Annotated in this window: 16 protein-coding genes; 12 read left to right on the forward strand and 4 right to left on the reverse strand. The window is 40.8% G+C overall.

All coding sequences use genetic code 11. The annotated features are described in order from the left end of the window. Positions 1–90: 90 nt before the first annotated feature. The 4 genes from aroK to ABWV72_RS10355 are packed head-to-tail and all read left to right on the forward strand — an operon-like array spanning position 91 to position 3,936. Positions 91–606: a shikimate kinase AroK gene (gene aroK / locus ABWV72_RS10340; protein ID WP_216049198.1), complete on the forward strand. Its 516-nt coding sequence runs from the start codon at positions 91–93 to the stop codon at positions 604–606. Between the two features lie 32 nt (positions 607–638). Continuing rightward, positions 639–1,709 carry a 3-dehydroquinate synthase gene (gene aroB / locus ABWV72_RS10345; RefSeq protein WP_353370395.1) on the forward strand — a complete coding sequence of 357 codons (1,071 nt, stop codon included), beginning with the start codon at positions 639–641 and terminating at the stop codon, positions 1,707–1,709. An 11-nt stretch (positions 1,710–1,720) separates the two neighbouring features. Continuing rightward, entirely contained in the window at positions 1,721–3,088 is a 1,368-nt protein-coding gene (locus ABWV72_RS10350) for an SPOR domain-containing protein (RefSeq protein ID WP_342805165.1), read from the forward strand. Positions 3,089–3,117: 29 nt separating this feature from the next. Further along, on the forward strand, positions 3,118–3,936 hold the full coding sequence (locus ABWV72_RS10355) for a Dam family site-specific DNA-(adenine-N6)-methyltransferase (RefSeq protein WP_216048821.1): 819 nt from the start codon (positions 3,118–3,120) through the stop codon (positions 3,934–3,936). A 33-nt stretch (positions 3,937–3,969) separates the two neighbouring features. Here ABWV72_RS10355 and ABWV72_RS10360 read toward each other — a convergent pair whose 3' ends face one another. The 3 genes from ABWV72_RS10360 to ABWV72_RS10370 all read right to left on the reverse strand — a co-directional run bounded on the left by ABWV72_RS10360 (position 3,970) and on the right by ABWV72_RS10370 (position 5,364). Further along, the gene (locus ABWV72_RS10360; protein ID WP_342805167.1) at positions 3,970–4,170 is read right to left on the reverse strand and encodes a DUF2970 domain-containing protein; all 201 of its coding nucleotides are present in this window, start codon (positions 4,168–4,170) and stop codon (positions 3,970–3,972) included. Next, the gene (locus ABWV72_RS10365; RefSeq protein ID WP_216048823.1) at positions 4,171–4,473 is read right to left on the reverse strand and encodes a hypothetical protein; all 303 of its coding nucleotides are present in this window, start codon (positions 4,471–4,473) and stop codon (positions 4,171–4,173) included. A 210-nt stretch (positions 4,474–4,683) separates the two neighbouring features. Then, the gene (locus ABWV72_RS10370) at positions 4,684–5,364 is read right to left on the reverse strand and encodes a TorF family putative porin (protein ID WP_216048824.1); all 681 of its coding nucleotides are present in this window, start codon (positions 5,362–5,364) and stop codon (positions 4,684–4,686) included. 319 nt (positions 5,365–5,683) lie between these two features. On the opposite strand from ABWV72_RS10370, the gene rpe reads away from it, so the two are divergent. From rpe to ABWV72_RS10410, 8 genes are all read left to right on the forward strand, one after another. Further along, positions 5,684–6,361 (forward strand): ribulose-phosphate 3-epimerase, encoded by a 678-nt coding sequence (rpe, locus tag ABWV72_RS10375; RefSeq protein WP_216048825.1) that lies wholly within the window; start codon positions 5,684–5,686, stop codon positions 6,359–6,361. Between the two features lie 36 nt (positions 6,362–6,397). Beyond that, a complete protein-coding gene (gene trpS / locus ABWV72_RS10380) occupies positions 6,398–7,402 on the forward strand; it encodes a tryptophan--tRNA ligase (RefSeq protein ID WP_216048826.1) in 1,005 nt (334 codons plus the stop codon). 70 nt (positions 7,403–7,472) lie between these two features. Further along, complete coding sequence (locus ABWV72_RS10385; RefSeq protein ID WP_216048827.1) at positions 7,473–8,081, forward strand: anthranilate synthase component II; 609 nt, start codon at positions 7,473–7,475, stop codon at positions 8,079–8,081. A gap of 79 nt (positions 8,082–8,160) precedes the next feature. Continuing rightward, a complete protein-coding gene (locus tag ABWV72_RS10390; RefSeq protein WP_216048828.1) occupies positions 8,161–9,321 on the forward strand; it encodes an HDOD domain-containing protein in 1,161 nt (386 codons plus the stop codon). 457 nt (positions 9,322–9,778) lie between these two features. Continuing rightward, entirely contained in the window at positions 9,779–10,984 is a 1,206-nt protein-coding gene (locus ABWV72_RS10395) for an aspartate aminotransferase family protein (protein WP_216048829.1), read from the forward strand. Positions 10,985–11,018: 34 nt separating this feature from the next. Next, on the forward strand, positions 11,019–12,050 hold the full coding sequence (astA, locus tag ABWV72_RS10400) for an arginine N-succinyltransferase (RefSeq protein ID WP_353370401.1): 1,032 nt from the start codon (positions 11,019–11,021) through the stop codon (positions 12,048–12,050). Between the two features lie 23 nt (positions 12,051–12,073). Then, positions 12,074–13,546 (forward strand): succinylglutamate-semialdehyde dehydrogenase, encoded by a 1,473-nt coding sequence (astD, locus tag ABWV72_RS10405; protein ID WP_216048831.1) that lies wholly within the window; start codon positions 12,074–12,076, stop codon positions 13,544–13,546. Positions 13,547–13,613: 67 nt separating this feature from the next. Further along, positions 13,614–14,426, forward strand: coding sequence for a DUF1338 domain-containing protein (locus tag ABWV72_RS10410; RefSeq protein ID WP_353370403.1), 813 nt, complete (start codon positions 13,614–13,616; stop codon positions 14,424–14,426). Between the two features lie 35 nt (positions 14,427–14,461). Here ABWV72_RS10410 and ABWV72_RS10415 read toward each other — a convergent pair whose 3' ends face one another. Beyond that, positions 14,462–16,414 carry a RecQ family ATP-dependent DNA helicase gene (locus ABWV72_RS10415; protein WP_353370405.1) on the reverse strand — a complete coding sequence of 651 codons (1,953 nt, stop codon included), beginning with the start codon at positions 16,412–16,414 and terminating at the stop codon, positions 14,462–14,464. Positions 16,415–16,529 lie beyond the last annotated feature (115 nt).

The following is a 16,529-nucleotide window of genomic DNA, read 5'->3' on the forward strand; positions in this document are numbered from 1 at the left end:
CTAATTGATTAAATGGGACTTTTACGTAATTGGAATAATTCAAATTGGGCTGCAAAACCCCAGTTAACTAAAGTTGTGATAAAAGCAAAAATGGCAGAAAAGCGTAATATTTTTCTTGTTGGTCCTATGGGGGCTGGCAAAAGCACGATAGGAAGGCATCTTGCCGACGAACTTCATCTTGAGTTTTTTGATTCCGATCAGGAAATTGAACGCCGCACTGGCGCGGATATCGCGTGGATATTTGATTTAGAAGGCGAAGATGGTTTTAGGCTTAGAGAAGAGACCGTGATTAACGATTTGACTGACAAACAAGGTATTGTTTTAGCGACCGGTGGTGGCTCTATTGTCAGTAAAAATGTCCGTAATCGTTTGTCCGCCAGAGGCATTGTGGTTTATTTGCAAACAACCATAGACAAACAGGTTGCTCGTACTCAACGAGACAAGCGCCGTCCTTTATTGCAAAAAGATGATCCGGAAATGGTTTTACGCGAACTTGCAGAATCTCGCAATCCTCTTTATGAGGAAGTGGCAGATTATATTGTCGATACTGATGATCAAAGCGCAAGAGCAGTCGCTAGCCAAATCATAGATAAAATCGGACTTTAATAAGACCGTTTCACACAAGAGGTTGTGCGCTCATGTCAACAATTAGAGTAGAGTTGGGTGAGCGTAGTTACCCAATCAATATAGATTCAGGTTTACTGACTTCCAAAGATTCGTTTAAAGACCAAATTCAAAGTGGCAAGGCGATAGTCGTTACTAACGAGATCGTCGAACCTCTTTATTTGAATTCGTTATTAAGCGCGTTAGATGGTGTAGACGTGAAGGTTGTTTGTTTGCCAGATGGTGAACAACACAAAAACCTTACTCAATTCGAAGCCGTAACAACCCAACTTTTAGAACAGCATGCGGCAAGAGACACAACGCTGATTGCATTGGGCGGCGGCGTAATTGGCGACTTAACTGGATTTGTTGCGGCCTGTTTTCAACGGGGCATCCCCTTTATTCAAGTTCCTACTACGCTACTATCTCAAGTGGACTCATCGGTGGGCGGCAAAACAGCCGTTAATCACCCTTTGGGTAAAAACATGATCGGAGCTTTCTATCAGCCGAAATCTGTTGTCATTGATATCGATACCTTAAAAACCCTGCCAGCAAGAGAGTTTGCAGCAGGAATGGCCGAAGTGATCAAATATGGAATCATTTACGATGCCGAATTTTTCAGTTGGTTAGAAGAAAACGCCCAAGCCTTGAAAGACCTCTCATCTGAGCATTTGAAATACGTAGTACACCGTTGTTGCGAAATAAAAGCTGAGATCGTTTCTAAAGACGAAAAAGAGCACGGTATTCGCGCACTGTTGAACCTAGGTCATACTTTCGGTCATGCTATAGAAGCCGAGCAAGGTTATGGCAATTGGTTGCACGGTGAGGCCGTTGGTTGCGGCATGGTGCTAGCGGCTGAAGTCGCCTACAACAAGAATTGGATATCAAAATCAGATTTAGAGCGAATGATTAAGCTTATTGCGTTATTTGATCTGCCCATAAACGCCCCTGAGCACATGAATTACGATATTTTCATGCAACACATGCAACACGACAAAAAAGTGCTATCTGGCGCGATTAGGTTCATAATTCCTACAGCCATTGGCAAAGCCGTCGTTACTAAAGATATAGAACCCGACATATTACAAAATATATTGAATAGCTAAGAGAAGGGATTGTGGCCATAAACGAGTTGCATAGTCGACTGGAATATTTAGTTTCATACTCGTCTCAGCTCATATTTATTAGCTGTGAAAGTTTGTCGCAACAGCAATCCTCATTACAGCAATTTATAGCCAAACAGCACGAAAACACTGAAGTTGCTTTTATCAATGGTGAGAGCACACTTCGTGATTCAGATTATAGAAACGAAATATACCGTCAATTGGTCAGCCACCCTCTTTCGCCCAACGTACCACTTGATGAGCAACTAATTCAGCACATATCCAAAGACGCCGGTCCAATATTGCTTTGTATCTGTGCGGCACAACACATATCAACAAAGTTGTTAAACGAGCTTTGGAGTTTAGTTCTAAAAAATAAGGACCTGCAAAAAGGTCATCATCTAAATGTATTGTTATTCGGTAGTCCAGAGTGGACGGAATCGGCGAAGTCAAACTTGGCCAAAGATAATCAACATTTGCCGATATTACTGAGCTCTGAAATTGTCACGACGAATCAATTTACGCAAAGCTATAGTCAAAGTATCAGCCAAAAAAGAGCGGAGATTGATCAACGATTCAAGACGACAGTCGACGCAGAATCCGAGTCAATAATCACTAAACCACTGTTCAAAATTTTAGCGGGAATGGTCTTTTTAGGTATTTTTTCGATGTTGGTATTTTGGCAGTATCCAAACGAAATAAAACAGTTTGTCGACCCACATTACACGGTTGTCGATGAGCCTGTTGACGAGCTTGCAGAAGAGCAAGTAATCGACGTTACGCAGTCCCTGGAATCTATTCAATTAGACGACAACATGCCGTTAGAGAGTGACTTACCTAACGTAGAAGAAACAGAGCAAATAGAGCAAATAGAGCAACAACAGGATGAAGTTAGCCAATCGTTGCAGCTAGAAAACAGCGAACAACAGTTACCCGTTGACCATTCTCAAGAGCTTGTTACTAGCTGGCAACAAGAAGTTGAAAAGCAGCAATTACAGGTCAAACAAGAAAAACAATCTAAACAGGCAGAACAACAAGAGCGAGCAACAAAAGCGGAACAAGCTAAGTTAGTATTGCCACCAGCTAAACACCCTATTCTTGAATTGGATGATAACCTTTTCGTTTTACAATTGGCTTCAATGAGCGACCCAGCCGTGGCCGAGAGATTCATAACTCAGCATGGTTTACAAGAAACCAGCTGGATATACACCACTCAACGTTTTGGTGGTGATTGGCATGTGGTAATTTTCAAAAAAACCTTTGCCAATGTTCAACAAGCGCGGCAGTATACGGCCTCCTTACCCGATAGCATTGACAAAACAGTTCCTTTTGCTAAATCAGTTAAACAAATTAAGGTAGAATTGGCAGTACCTCAGCAATAACCTCGTTGTAGTTACACCAAAAAGCGGACATGAAGAAAAACAAAAATCGGGCATTTCTGAAATGGGCAGGCGGAAAATACGGACTGATTGACGAAATTTGCCAACGTTTACCCCAAGGTAACAAGTTGATCGAACCTTTTGTTGGTGCCGGTTCTGTTTTCTTAAACACCGAATACCCTCAATACGTTTTGAATGATATCAATCCTGATCTCATAAACCTTTACTCTATTATCAAAACGCAGGCAGAATATTTTATCAAAGAGTCTGAAAAGCTTTTTAGCCCCTCGAATAATCAGGAAAAAAGATTCTACGAATTGCGTAAAGAGTTTAATCACTCTGATGATCTATTTTTTAAATCGATTCTGTTTTTATATCTAAATCGACACGGCTATAACGGCCTTTGCAGATATAATTTGTCTGGCGGATTTAATGTGCCTTTTGGTCGATACAAAGCACCTTATTTCCCGAAAAAAGAACTATATTATTTTGCTGAAAAATCGCAAAAGGCCACCTTTACCTGTGAGCCATTTCAACATACTTTTGCGCGCGCTAGATCGGGAAATGTCATCTATAGCGATCCGCCGTACGCACCAATTAGTTTAACCGCTAACTTCACCCAATATTCCAAGAATGGGTTTTCGTTAGATGAGCAGTTATTGTTAGCCAAATTAGCAAAGCATAATGCAAAGAAAAAGTCGGTCAGTGTTTTAATAAGTAATCACGATACACCTTTTACCCGAGAAATTTATTCTCAAGCAGATATAACAAGTTTGATGGTAAAGCGAACTATCAGTCAAAAAGGCGATAAAAGAGTAAAAGTGGGTGAGCTACTGGCCCTTTATACCTAGTTCTGCTGATGACAAGTAGGTTTAGTGGTTAGGTTAATTGAGCGCGATATTGACCACGGCAACTAAGCCGAGAATTAACGCAATCACGAAGACCACACCAACCAAGAGAAATGGAACGAAGGACTTTTGCTGAAAGTCATGCTCATAATTTTGGTGTGATTGCACACCAAAAACACTGGCAGCGACGCTTTTAAAAACGCCCCAAAGGCTGTTGTTTTGCTTAGGCTCTGACAATTACTGTGCACCCGATGGAACAGTAGACTTGTTATCTGCGGCTCTAGAAAGTAGCTCTAGCAAGTCTAGATAATGGAATTTATAGCCAGATCGTCCAGAAAACCAACTCGTCCAACTCACGTTTTTCTGATTAGCTGAGGCGCATCGATTAATTGGATGTGAGATAGGTAGGTTTTGATTAAATTCAATTACATCAATGTTTTGGCAGAAATCATCGGTGTTTGAAAGCTGAGTTTTGAGCATAAAAACCATGCCAAACATAACCGTACCAATTGAAAAAACTGCTTTCAACTTCCTGTTCATGTAACCACCTTAGATTAAAGCCATTACGCCCTATTATACGTGTGTTGATAAAATGAACAACTATCTTTTATCCCAATTTTATGTCGCTTGTCCTAAGTATTTAGAATTTACGACAACCTACATTCATTTCAAAGCAGCTTTATTTAACCATAAACGCAAAAAAGCCAACTCGAAAGTTGGCTCTTAAGGCGTTTCAATTTAACTAATAAATTAGAACGATGTACCCCAGCTAACAACGAATTTAGTATCGTCATCACCTGATTCATCATCTGCTTTTGAAAGGCTCAATGTAAAATCACCTTTAGATAGATCAATTTGGAAGTGACCAAAATCAACATCGCCGTATACTTCGTCATCACTGTCAAAGTCATAATAACCGTATGTTAAACCAAGACCAAATTCATTCGGAAGATCAATACCATAGCCTACGCTGTAGTAAAGGTCACCTGTTCCATAAGGTGCATCGTCGTCATATTGACTGTTTACTGTGTAAGCTACGCCAAAAGAAAACGCTTTGTATGTACCGTTGAAATAAATTTCGCCGAAATCAGAATCTTCAAAACCCGTTGCAGGATACATGTAATAAATGTAACCAACATCATAACCGAAGTCACCAGACTCACCGCCGTAACCTAAGTAGAAGTCGTTTTCAGTGCCATCACCGTTACCCCAGTCAATTGAACCAACCCAAGTACCCGCATAAAAACCACTTTCATCTGAGTAGTCGATACCGCCAGAAACGGATACATCGTTAGAGCTTTGACTCATACCACGCCAAATGTAGTTACTTGTTGCACCAAAGTTAGCTGAAACCTCAGCCTGAACTAAGGAACTAAAACTGGTTGCAGAAAGTACAGCAACAGCCAATGCGGCCAATTTCAACGTTTTCATATGTGTTCTCCGAAATTTATATTGTTTTCAATGTTTTAATTTTTATTATTATTATTATTTTATTTTTGTCGCTGGCATCAATAAGGCAATTCTGATGCCGCTTATTTATACAATCTTTACAAGAACGTAACTTATTGTTTCTTATTAATAAAATTTAATTATCAATAAATAAAGTTTATATTGAAAAGCAACCTATGGTGATATTGAAGCACCAGATTAGTTCTTCAGCACCAATCTGGTGCACCACTTTGAGAGCGCTAGCGCTTTTTTCATAAACCATTTTTCTTTACACTATCGTCAAATTTTTTTGGAGAAGTTAATGAGTCCTTTTTTAATTGCTCCTTCTATCCTTTCCGCTAATTTTGCTTGTTTAGGAAACGAAGTGGATAGTGTGATAGAAGCTGGTGCAGATCTAGTCCACTTCGATGTGATGGATAACCATTACGTTCCAAACTTAACGGTAGGTCCGTTAGTGTGTGAGTCATTGGTGAAACACGGCGTAACAAAGCCGATTGATGTGCATTTAATGGTAGAGCCTGTTGATCAGATGATTGAAGACTTCGCCAAAGCTGGCGCAAATCGAATCAGTTTCCACCCTGAAGCAACAAAGCATTTAGATAGAAGTGTGCAATTAGTTATCGAAAGTGGCTGTGAGGTTGGATTAGTGCTGAACCCGGCGACGCCGTTAAATTGTCTTGACCATATAATAGATAAACTAGACTTCATTCTAATGATGTCAGTTAACCCTGGATTTGGCGGACAACAGTTCATACCGCAAACACTGGATAAAATCAGATCTGTTAAACAAAGGGTACAAGCATCGGGTAAACAAATTCGAATTCAAATTGACGGCGGCGTAAAAGTCGATAATATTCGCAGCATCGCTGAAGCAGGGGCCGATACTTTTGTTGCTGGCTCAGCCATATTTAATCAGCCAGATTACAAACACGTCATAGACCAAATGCGCGCAGAATTAAGCAAAGTGAATATGGCTTAAGCGTGTTTCTAACCTTTAAGAAGATAATTTTATAATATGAGTAAACCAATTGTATTAAGTGGTTGTCAGCCGTCTGGACAACTGACTATAGGAAACTATATGGGCGCATTGCGCCAATGGGTCGATATGCAACAAGATAATGATTGTTTGTATATGATTGTCGATATGCATGCAATTACAGTGCGTCAAGATCCTAAAGCCCTCTACAACGCTTGTTTAGACGGTTTATCTTTATACTTAGCTTGTGGAATAGATCCAAGTCAGAGTACCATTTTCATGCAGTCCCATGTGCCAGAGCACGCGCAATTGGCTTGGGTGCTTAATTGCTATACGCAAATGGGTGAATTGAACAGGATGACTCAATTCAAAGATAAATCAGCTAAAAATGTGGCTAACGTTAACGCTGGCTTATTGACCTACCCTGCTCTTATGGCTGCTGATATTTTATTGTACCAGCCAAATAAAGTACCTGTAGGTGATGATCAAAAGCAACATTTAGAACTTACCCGCGATGTGGCCACACGTTTCAACAACTTATATGGCGACGTGTTTACGATCCCAGACCCATTTATCCCTGAGTTTGGTGCCCGCATAATGAGTCTTCAGGATCCAAGCAGTAAGATGTCGAAATCTGATTCGAATCCTAATAACTTTGTTGGCTTATTAGAAGATACTAAAAAGATTAGTAAGAAAATTAAGCGTGCAGTAACGGATTCAGATGAGCAGGCGCGCATTTATTTCGACAAACAGGAAAAACCTGGGGTTTCCAATTTATTATCGTTATTGTCCTGTGCAACAGGTAAAAGCATTGATAGCTTAGTACCTGAATACGAGGACAAAATGTATGGTCATTTAAAAGGTGATGTGGCCGATGCGGTTGTTGCGTTGCTAGAACCTATTCAAGCTAAGTTCCACGAAATACGTTCAGACCAAGACTATTTGAATACGGTTATGCGAGATGGAGCTGAAAAAGCCAGTGCTCGTGCCTCTGTAATGATTCAAAAAGTTTACCAAGCAGTTGGATTTATACCAAAGCCTTAGCGCTGATTAGGAAAACATTTTTGGAAAGTTACGGTTCTGCGGGTAATCCTTTTTTGGAAAGTAAATTGTCATGCTATTGTTGATCGATAACTATGATTCTTTTACTCATAACCTTGCTCGTTACTTCCGAGAATTGAATGTCGAAGTGCAGGTAGTGAGAAATGACCAGATAACCTGTGAGCAAATTGCCCAACTTGCACCGCAATATTTGGTTTTCTCCCCTGGGCCTTGCACGCCCAATGAAGCGGGAGTCACACTAGAAGCTATTCGCACTTTTGCAGGCAAGATCCCTATTCTTGGGGTTTGTTTAGGACATCAAGCAATCGGACAAATATTCGGTGCAAAAGTGGAAGTGGCCGAACACATAATGCACGGTAAAACCTCCAGTATTCGCCATAACTCAACCCCCCTTTTCGAAAATATTGAAGACCCATTTATTGCCACTCGTTATCATTCTTTGATACTGAATTGCGATTCATTACCGAAAGAGTTTGATATTACCGCTTGGTGTGAAGAATTTAGCCAGTTCGAACCTATGGCGATAGAGCACAAAATTTGGCCATTAATGGGCATGCAGTTCCACCCTGAGTCACTTTTAACTAAAGTAGGGCATAAATTATTAAGTAATTTTGTTAAGATTGCCGATAGATGGTGGTTAGCTACAAACGAAACTATTTAAAGTGTTTTTTCAACTCTACAAGTCTGCTAATTTACAATAGTACATCCCAAACCTAATTCAACGGCAATAAGAAGAATCAATGAGCGAACTTTTGGCATTAAAAAACGAAATCAACCTACGCTTTGATTACCTGACTATTAGCCTAAAATTAGCCCAGCAGCATATGGGAGCAGGTACAGAAACAAAGGATGTTGAATTGCCCGCGAATAGTGAAGCTCAGCGCACACTGCTGCAAGTTGAGAAACAAGCTAGACATGATAAAGAGCTCAATCGACGTTCTCACACTAACTATGTGCAAGATATCCAAAACATGGTTCATAATGAGGTTATCAAGCGCTTAGAAGCTCAACTCGAAGATACTGATAAACTATTCAACGAAGTGTTAGGCTTTGACCACAACCTGCCCGCACTACTTGATTCGCTGGCGGCCAAATCAACTTCCATCAGCAAAATTGAACCTATAGCGGCTGGAATGCCTTGGCTTTATGATGAATTGATTAGGCTTATCAATACCCCTAAATATCGTAGAGTAGACTCAAATGGCAAAGTAGTTGTAGTTGAAAGTTTAAAAACCGCGTTAAGCTATCTAGGCGTTGAGAATATTAAGATGCTGATCCCTTCCATAGCATTTCGACGTTGTTTACCGCAAATTACCGATCCTTTTCCAAAAATCAAAGTGCAAATGATGGATGCGTCTATTGGTACAGCGATGTCATGTAAAAAGTTAGCGCAATTGAATAAACTAGATAGTTATAATGCCTTTCTACTGGGGTTATTCCATGACTTCGGTAAAATAGTAATAGTGCGCCTATTTTTTAAATTATTTGAGCAGGTGCACAGAGAAGCGGTACTCGAAGCGCAAAATGAGCGCAAGAGAGATGAACATTTTGCGTTGGGGGAAGTTGTACCTTCAGAAACGTTTTTACTCAATGCGTTAACTACCTATGGTTATTCACTAAGCACAGAGCTCATTTCGCGGATGCCATTCAAACGACTGGTTTTTGTTGAAGCCATGAACGAATTTGCTAACTACAAAGAAATAGGCGAAATGTCTCCATTTGGTAAAGTACTAGCCCAAGGTGAAGCCTACAATCGATATCGAACTCTTAAATCGAATAAGTTGATTTCCTTAGACGAAGCAAAAATATATCTACGTCAATTTTGCTTTCCTAAAGGTGCTTTGGGCGAATTGAAGAAAACTAATTTGCGAGATTTTGATATAATTTTGGATGAAAAATAATCAAAACGTCTCAGTAAATTCGTTTATCCCCATAATTTTTAAAATTTTTTTTACATATTCATGCAACTATCATGATTGCTTTATGATCTTGTGAATTAGATAAACTCTCAATTCTAGTTAGAATCTAATTTCGCTGTAAGTAAATTTAATCAAAACAGTTCAGCCTCAAAAGCGGCTATCCATAGACAATTTTAGAGATGCATAAAATTGTATGGCGTAGCACAATTTTATGCATAAACAGCAGATTGCTTAGTTTAAATAGTTATTCACTATTCCTGCAAAATTAGCCGCATCCCTTTAAATTTAAGGGTTTTCGGCGTTTACCCTAGAGACAGATTGAATAAAATCTGACACAATGCGCAGTCCAAATTGGTCGTTCGGCAAGTATTTTTTGGTGACCAACCCAGTATTAATCACAAGTGAAAATAGACGTCCAGAATTTTAAGTGAGGTAAATAATGCAAGTAACACGCGCAACGTTTGACGAAGTTATGGTTCCCAATTACAACCCAGCGGCAATTGTTCCTGTAAAAGGTCAAGGATCTCGAGTTTGGGATCAGGAAGGAAAAGAATACATAGACTTTGCCGGTGGTATCGCTGTGAACGTATTAGGCCATTGCCATCCTGATTTAGTCGCCACCTTGAAAGAACAAGGCGAAAAATTGTGGCATGTCAGTAACGTATTCACCAATGAGCCGGCTCTTCGCTTAGGTAAAAAATTAACTCACGCTACCTTCGCTGATAAAGTTTACTTTGCAAATTCAGGTGCAGAAGCAAACGAGGCTGCACTGAAACTAGCTAGACGCTACGCACTAGAGCATTTTGGTGAAGACAAAAATCAAATCATCGCTTTTAATCAGGGTTTTCACGGACGTACATTTTTCACCGTAACTGTTGGCGGTCAATCAGCTTATTCTGATGGTTTTGGTCCTAAACCAGGTGCTGTTGAGCATGTGGATTTCAACAACCTTGATGCACTTAAAGACATTATCTCGGATAAAACCTGCGCCGTGATTATGGAACCTTTGCAAGGTGAAGGTGGAGTAATCAGTTCTAGCCAAGAATTTGTAGAAGGCGTGCGGGCTTTATGTTCTGAACACAACGCATTACTTATTTTTGATGAAGTGCAATCGGGCGTTGGCCGTACAGGACATTTATACGCATATATGGGCTTAAACGTCGTCCCTGACATCCTCACGACGGCAAAATCATTAGGCGGCGGTTTCCCAATCGGTGCAATGCTAACCACCTCTGAAATAGCGGCTAGCTTGAAAGTCGGCACACACGGAAGTACTTACGGTGGTAACCCATTAGCTTGCGCAGTTGCAGAAAAAGTTTTAGACATTGTTAACACGCCAGCGGTTCTGCAAGACGTTAAGCGTAAAGAAAAACTATTCCGCGATGGTTTAGAAAAAATTAATCAAAAGTTCAATGTATTCAGTGAAATTCGCGGCCAAGGTTTATTAATTGGTTGTGCCCTGAATGAACAATATCACGGTAAAGCAAGAGACTTTTTAGTGGCTTCTGCTGCTAACAATATGATGTGCCTAGTTGCTGGCGCAAATGTTGTGCGATTTGCACCTTCATTAGTAATCCCTGATGAAGATATCGCCGAAGGTTTAGCGCGTTTTGAACGTGCCATTGAGCATGTTGTAAATAGCTAAGCTAAAACGCAACCAGTAAAGTGAGCACGCTATTATGAAAGTGATCCGTCCTATTGCGTTAAATGATTATGATGCCTTGTATGATATTGCTGTTGAGTCAGGTATTGGTTTTACATCACTGCCTGTAAACGAGGCTTTGTTACGACGCAAAATAGAACAATCTGAAATTGCTTTTCGAGAGAAAGTCGATAAACCCGCTAATCAAAGCTATTTATTCGTCATGGAAGATACCGATACAAATGAAGTAGTCGGTACCAGTGGCATTGCTGCGACAGTCGGCCTAGAAGACTCTTTTTACCACTATCATTGTGGCAAAGTAGTGCATGCTTCTCGTGAGCTTAAAATCCACAACACTGTGGATATTTTGACGCTTTGTAACGACTACACAGGTGTGTCTGAAATATGCACTTTGTTTCTCAAAGAAAATGCTCGTAAAGGCAGTAATGGTCGATTGCTGTCAAAATTTCGATTTTTATTTATGTTAGAGCATCAAACTCGGTTTTCAGAAACAGTAATTGCTGAAATGCGTGGAGTAAGTGATGAAAACGGCACCTCTCCATTTTGGCAATGGCTGGAAGAACATTTCTTTTCAATGGACTTCCCCACTGCGGATTATTTAACCGGCATTGGAGACAAAGTCTTCATTGCCGAATTAATGCCCAAATACCCAATTTATGTCAGTTTGTTGAGCAAAGCGGCGCAAGCGGTTATCGGTCAAGTTCATGAAAAAACTCGTCCTGCTTTACAGCTTTTGCAACAAGAAGGGTTTATTAGCCGTGGCTATGTGGACATTTTTGATGGTGGCCCAACAGTAGAAGCCAATATCCAACACATTAGAACCGCCCAAGCTAGTCGTAAGCTGCCGATTAAAATTGACCAGCAAAAAGCCGCTGACGGCGCTTTATGCTACGTAATTAATACTAAGGTAAAAGACTTTAGAGCAATTACCACGGAAGTCTATGTAGATAACGACAACAACTTTGCGTATATCTCTCCCGAAAGCGCTGCAGCGTTAATGGTCGCTGAAAATGACCCTATACGATATGCGCCAACCAAAATAATTTAATAACCCAGCCATAGGAATTATGTATGACGACACAAGCCCACTATATTGCAGGTGAGTGGCACCTAGGTGAAGGTCACGATATTGAATCAATTGATCCCGCTAAAAACACCATTATTTGGCAAGCAAAATCTGCTTCGCCGCAACAAATAGACGCGGCAGTAAAAGCTGCCCGAAACGCGTTTTTAAGCTGGAGTGATTTACCCCTTGAGGGCCGTCTGGAAATTGTTAAACGGTATGCAGAACTACTTACTGAAAACAAACAAGACTTAGCATTAACCATTGCTCAAGAAACGGGAAAACCGTTATGGGAAACGGCGACTGAGGTAGGTGCGATGGTTGGCAAAATTGCGATATCAGAACGAGCGTATCAAGATCGCACGGGTACAGTTGAAAATCCAATGCCTGTGGGCAAGGCGTTTATTCGCCACAAACCCCATGGTGTAGTAGCAGTTTTTGGTCCGTATAATTTCCCAGGCCACCTTCCTAATGGACATATAGTTCCTGCGCTCATTGCCGGTAATAGCATAGTATTCAAACCTAGTGATCTGACCCCTTTGGTGGCTCAGAAAATGGTGAAACTCTGGCAGCAAGCGGGTTTACCTGCAGGGGTTTTGAATTTAGTACAAGGCGAAGTAGAAACCGGTAAAGCATTAGCAAGCCATGCTGATATTGATGGCCTGTTTTTCACTGGAAGTTCGCGTACTGGCAAAATTTTACATGAACAATTTGCAGGTCACCCGGGTAAAATATTAGCCTTAGAGATGGGTGGTAATAACCCCCTTATCGTAAAAGATGCAAAAGACATTAACGCTGTAGTCCACGACATTGTTCAATCGGCATTTGTCACGTCTGGACAACGTTGTACCTGCGCCCGTCGGTTGTTTATTCAAAACGGTGAACAGGGCGACGCAATTCTAGCCAAGCTAATTGAGGTTACCAAAAACATCAAAGTTGACCATTATGATGCCGAAATACAGCCATTTATGGGCGCAATGATTTCTGCTAATGCGGCCGCTGGAATGGTTAAAGCACAGCAACAATTAGTTGATTTAGGTGCAACTGAATTAGTCAAACTAAAGCATATGGATACAGCAACAGGCTTCGTCACACCGGGGATTCTCGATGTTACTTCTATGTTTGATGAGATGCCTGATGAAGAACATTTCGGACCTCTTTTGAAAGTAATTCGATATGACGATTTTGACCAAGCAATTGCGTCAGCAAATAACACCAAATTCGGATTAAGTGCAGGTTTCATCGGCGACAGTGAAGCGGACTATCAGCACTTTTTCAAACGCATACGTGCAGGTATTGTAAATTGGAATAGACCGATTACCGGTGCAAGCAGTGCCGCGCCATTTGGCGGAATTGGGGAAAGCGGTAATCACCGTGCTAGCGCATATTATGCCGCTGACTATTGTGCCTTCCCTGTGGCTTCTGTGGAATTGGAGCAGGTAACTCTGCCTGGAACCTTAAGCCCTGGCTTAAGCATATAAGTTATTTAACCGCCTGTAATCATTATGCGTTGCAGGCCCTTTTACCAAATCGAGATAGGCTGCAACTATGCACACTGATATTGACACTTTGTTTGCAAATCTTTGGCAGGATTACATAAACATTACCCCTTCTGCACAAAAAGTTCATAAATTGCTAGGGCAATACAATGGACAATCTGAGCTAGTAAACGACCATGTCGCGTTTCGCACCTTTGATATAGACTCTGTCAATTTAGATAAACTTGCGGCGCATTTTTTGGCCTTAGGTTATGTGGAAAAAGGCCAATATGACTTTGTGCAAAAGAAACTCAAAGCAAAACATTTTGAACATCCACAAAGCACCAAACCCAAAGTATTTATTAGCGAATTATTGGTGAACGAGTTCGAAAATCCCATACAAGACATCATTCATAAGATGGTGAGCCAAGTAGCAGAAGAAGCGACTAGCCAAGAAAACTTTTTGTATTCAGGTCCCCATTGGCAAATATCCAGTGACGAATATGAAACCCTTTTGGAGGTTTCTGAATATGCAGCTTGGATGGCTGCGTGGGGATATCGCGCCAACCATTTCACCGTTTCAGTCAATCATCTTCAAGATTTAGACTTATTGACCGATGTAAATGACCTATTAAAACAAGCGGGTTTTATACTCAATACATCAGGTGGCGAAATCAAAGGTGGCCCAGAGGTTTACCTAGCGCAGTCTTCCACAATGGCTGATCATATTGAGGTGAATTTTTCAGACACCAGCAAGGTCATTCCAAGCTGTTTTTATGAATTTGCCCAACGATACGAATTGCCTAACGGTGAACTTTATCAAGGTTTTGTGGCAGCTTCGGCTGATAAGATCTTCGAAAGTACTAACGCCAAAAAATCTTAAACCAAATCTTTATTAGGATAGGTGGTAAGTAAGCGTTAACAAACCTTTTCAACCAAAGCAAACAACTGTTGATAACGCATAGATTGACAAAGGCCAAAACCGTTTAGGTTTCTGGCCTTTATTTTTGTCAAATATGGATTGCTAAGGCCCGCCAAAAATCGTGTAAATAAAACCCTTGAGACGGGTTCATCAAATTTCGCCGTATAACTAGCGGATAGTTCTGCGAATATCTTTTCGAGTCGCCCTTGATCAGGCGCAGCAGAATCAATAATTTCGGGTAAGTTAATTCCACCCGATAAACACACACTACAATGTCCACATGCTTGGGTTAAACTATTGTCGTCAAAATAACGGGCTAATGTCTGACTTAAACACTGCTTATTTTGGAAAAACCCCACCAAATCATCAATCCGTTGAATTTCCGCCGATTCTCTTTGTTTAAAATAGACAAATAATGACTCGGTTAAATCAGGGTCCGCTAGCTTAGTCTCATCGACTTTGAAAACATCGGTATGTCGCTGACTTTGTAATTCAATGAGTTCTTGCCCATGTAAATAATCCAACGCGCTAACCAAACGGTTACGGGGATGCGGATAGGCGCTTTTCAGTTCCGCTTGATCTAGCGTTGCCCATACTTTTTTCATCGGACTGGCAGCAAATACAGCCTCTAAAAATTGACGTCGTTCGCCATCAAAGCGGGCAAGTATTTTCGAAATATCTTCAATAAACCGAAAACGGATCTCCGAAAAATAGCCAAACAGAGGAGTAATCACTTTCCTCAACTCCAATTGCACTAACAAGGTCTTTAATGGTAGTTGGCGAACATTGGTGTCGTTGGATAAAGGAATTAATTGGGTTTCCCACCTAATATCGCCAGCGGAAGAAAGCGCACAGAGATCTTTTATATTTTGAATAACCTTAGCAATACTGTTGAGTTCAGGAGTATCTGCATAAACGAAGTTTTCAAGGCGAGTCAGGTTATTCAAATTAGCTAAGGTAATACATTCTGATGTTAGGCCGTCCCTACCAGCTCGCCCAATTTCTTGACTATATGCTTCTATCGATTTGGGTAACTCATAATGAATTACAAATCGTATATTAGATTTGTCGACTCCCATACCGAATGCAATAGTTGCGACCACTATATCAATTTGATCAGCCATAAATTGCTGCTGAGTAGATTGTCGTTGCTGGTCTTTTAAGCCAGCATGATATGGCACTGCATTGTGTCCGTGCTGACGTAAAACTAAAGCTAACTCTTCAGCCTCTTTTTGCAAAGTAACATAGACGATACCGGCTCCGCTGAGCTTAGCTAGTTGCTCCATTAACATGGCTGTTTTTTGCTCTTCAGGAGCGTGCAGAACCTTGAGGTTCAGGTTTGCACGATAGAATCCAGTTTGTACAATATGTTGCGCCTGAATAGCAAACTTGTTTGCCATGTCATGTTTAACATTTGCCGTGGCCGTGGCGGTAAGCAGTAAAACCTGAGGAATATTCAAGGCTTTTTGGTAATCCGGCAACTTTAAATAATCCGGACGAAAATTGTGTCCCCATTCGGAAATACAATGCGCTTCATCTACAACAAGTAATGACACATCCACCGACTCAATAAATTGTCTAAATCGTTCGTTTTTGAAACGCTCTACCGACACCATTAATATTTTCAAAGCACCACTGCGAGCATCTTGCATCACTTGTTGGTTTTGCGCATAACTTAAGGTTGAGTCGACTTTGGCGGCTGCAATATTTCGCGCCAATAAAAAGTCTAGCTGGTCTTGCATTAGGGCAAGTAAAGGAGACACCACCAAAGTTAAATTCGGTAGTTGTAATGCACTAAACTGATAGCACAAGGACTTACCTGATCCGGTGGGGAATATGGCCAAGCAAGAGTGGTTATTTAAAATGGTCTCGATTACCGGAAGTTGTCCGTTCCTAAAATCATCAAAACCAAAGTGTTGTTTAAGAGACGAGACTAATTCCTGTTTCAATTGAGACTTCCTAGTTGATTAAATATTCTTTTCATTGCCCGATGGTATAAACCTCTAGCGACTGAATATCGTCTAAATTGATAGTAGGATCTGGTATGAGAATATGCAATTTGCG

It is taken from the genome of Aliiglaciecola sp. NS0011-25 (assembly GCF_040370605.1).
Taxonomy (GTDB): domain Bacteria; phylum Pseudomonadota; class Gammaproteobacteria; order Enterobacterales; family Alteromonadaceae; genus Aliiglaciecola; species Aliiglaciecola lipolytica_A.

Coding starts and splice junctions, on each gene's coding strand:
- ABWV72_RS10355 (WP_216048821.1), top strand. CDS start 3,118: ATGAAGAAAAACAAAAATCGGGCATTTCTGAAATGGGCAGGCGGAAAA.
- aroK (WP_216049198.1), top strand. CDS start 91: ATGGCAGAAAAGCGTAATATTTTTCTTGTTGGTCCTATGGGGGCTGGC.
- ABWV72_RS10410 (WP_353370403.1), top strand. CDS start 13,614: ATGCACACTGATATTGACACTTTGTTTGCAAATCTTTGGCAGGATTAC.
- astD (WP_216048831.1), top strand. CDS start 12,074: ATGACGACACAAGCCCACTATATTGCAGGTGAGTGGCACCTAGGTGAA.
- aroB (WP_353370395.1), top strand. CDS start 639: ATGTCAACAATTAGAGTAGAGTTGGGTGAGCGTAGTTACCCAATCAAT.
- rpe (WP_216048825.1), top strand. CDS start 5,684: ATGAGTCCTTTTTTAATTGCTCCTTCTATCCTTTCCGCTAATTTTGCT.
- astA (WP_353370401.1), top strand. CDS start 11,019: ATGAAAGTGATCCGTCCTATTGCGTTAAATGATTATGATGCCTTGTAT.
- ABWV72_RS10370 (WP_216048824.1), bottom strand. CDS start 5,364: ATGAAAACGTTGAAATTGGCCGCATTGGCTGTTGCTGTACTTTCTGCA.
- ABWV72_RS10395 (WP_216048829.1), top strand. CDS start 9,779: ATGCAAGTAACACGCGCAACGTTTGACGAAGTTATGGTTCCCAATTAC.
- trpS (WP_216048826.1), top strand. CDS start 6,398: ATGAGTAAACCAATTGTATTAAGTGGTTGTCAGCCGTCTGGACAACTG.
- ABWV72_RS10385 (WP_216048827.1), top strand. CDS start 7,473: ATGCTATTGTTGATCGATAACTATGATTCTTTTACTCATAACCTTGCT.
- ABWV72_RS10390 (WP_216048828.1), top strand. CDS start 8,161: ATGAGCGAACTTTTGGCATTAAAAAACGAAATCAACCTACGCTTTGAT.
- ABWV72_RS10365 (WP_216048823.1), bottom strand. CDS start 4,473: ATGAACAGGAAGTTGAAAGCAGTTTTTTCAATTGGTACGGTTATGTTT.